This window comes from Oleiphilus sp. HI0123 (assembly GCF_001635315.1).
This window is the reverse complement of record NZ_LWGE01001028.1, coordinates 1-469: the sequence shown is the minus strand read 5'-3', so window position 1 is coordinate 469 and position 469 is coordinate 1. Positions and strand designations below refer to the sequence as shown.

1 protein-coding gene is annotated in these 469 nt (G+C 45.0%); it reads left to right on the top strand.

Going from position 1 to position 469, the window contains the following annotated elements:
- Positions 1-234: 234 nt before the first annotated feature.
- Positions 235-469: DUF4158 domain-containing protein (locus A3761_RS08880; RefSeq protein WP_156491767.1), on the top strand; the 235-nt coding region annotated here is incomplete at its 3' end.

Below are 469 nucleotides of genomic sequence, written 5' to 3'. Positions count from 1 at the left end.
AAACCAGCCCGGCACCGGAATATTCGCAAAGTGTGGAAACAGAACAAAACCATCTTTAGGCAACAAAGGTAAGTCAAAAGCATAATCTGTAATGCCCCCATCTTGGGGTCCTAGGGATTTTGCCTCCATATATCGCAAAACCCTCTGAAGCTCCCGTCTGCCGTGGCCTGTAGAGGGCTATTAATTTCTAATTCACCAAAAATTTGTTATCTTCTTTGACCTTTAGGTCAAAGAATGAGCAGAGACAAACGGCTATCAATTCTCACTGCCGCGGAAATCGAGGATTTATACAGCGTTCCTTCCTTCAACGAGTCTTATCAGCGGTTTTACTTCGCGCTAAATGATAAAGAACTTGCGGAGCTATCCAGAATACGGCAACGCAAGTACCGTTGTGTTGCCGTTGCATTGTTGGGCTACTTCAAATGCAAACCGATCCTGCTCAACCCGAGTTATAAATCCATGCAGGATG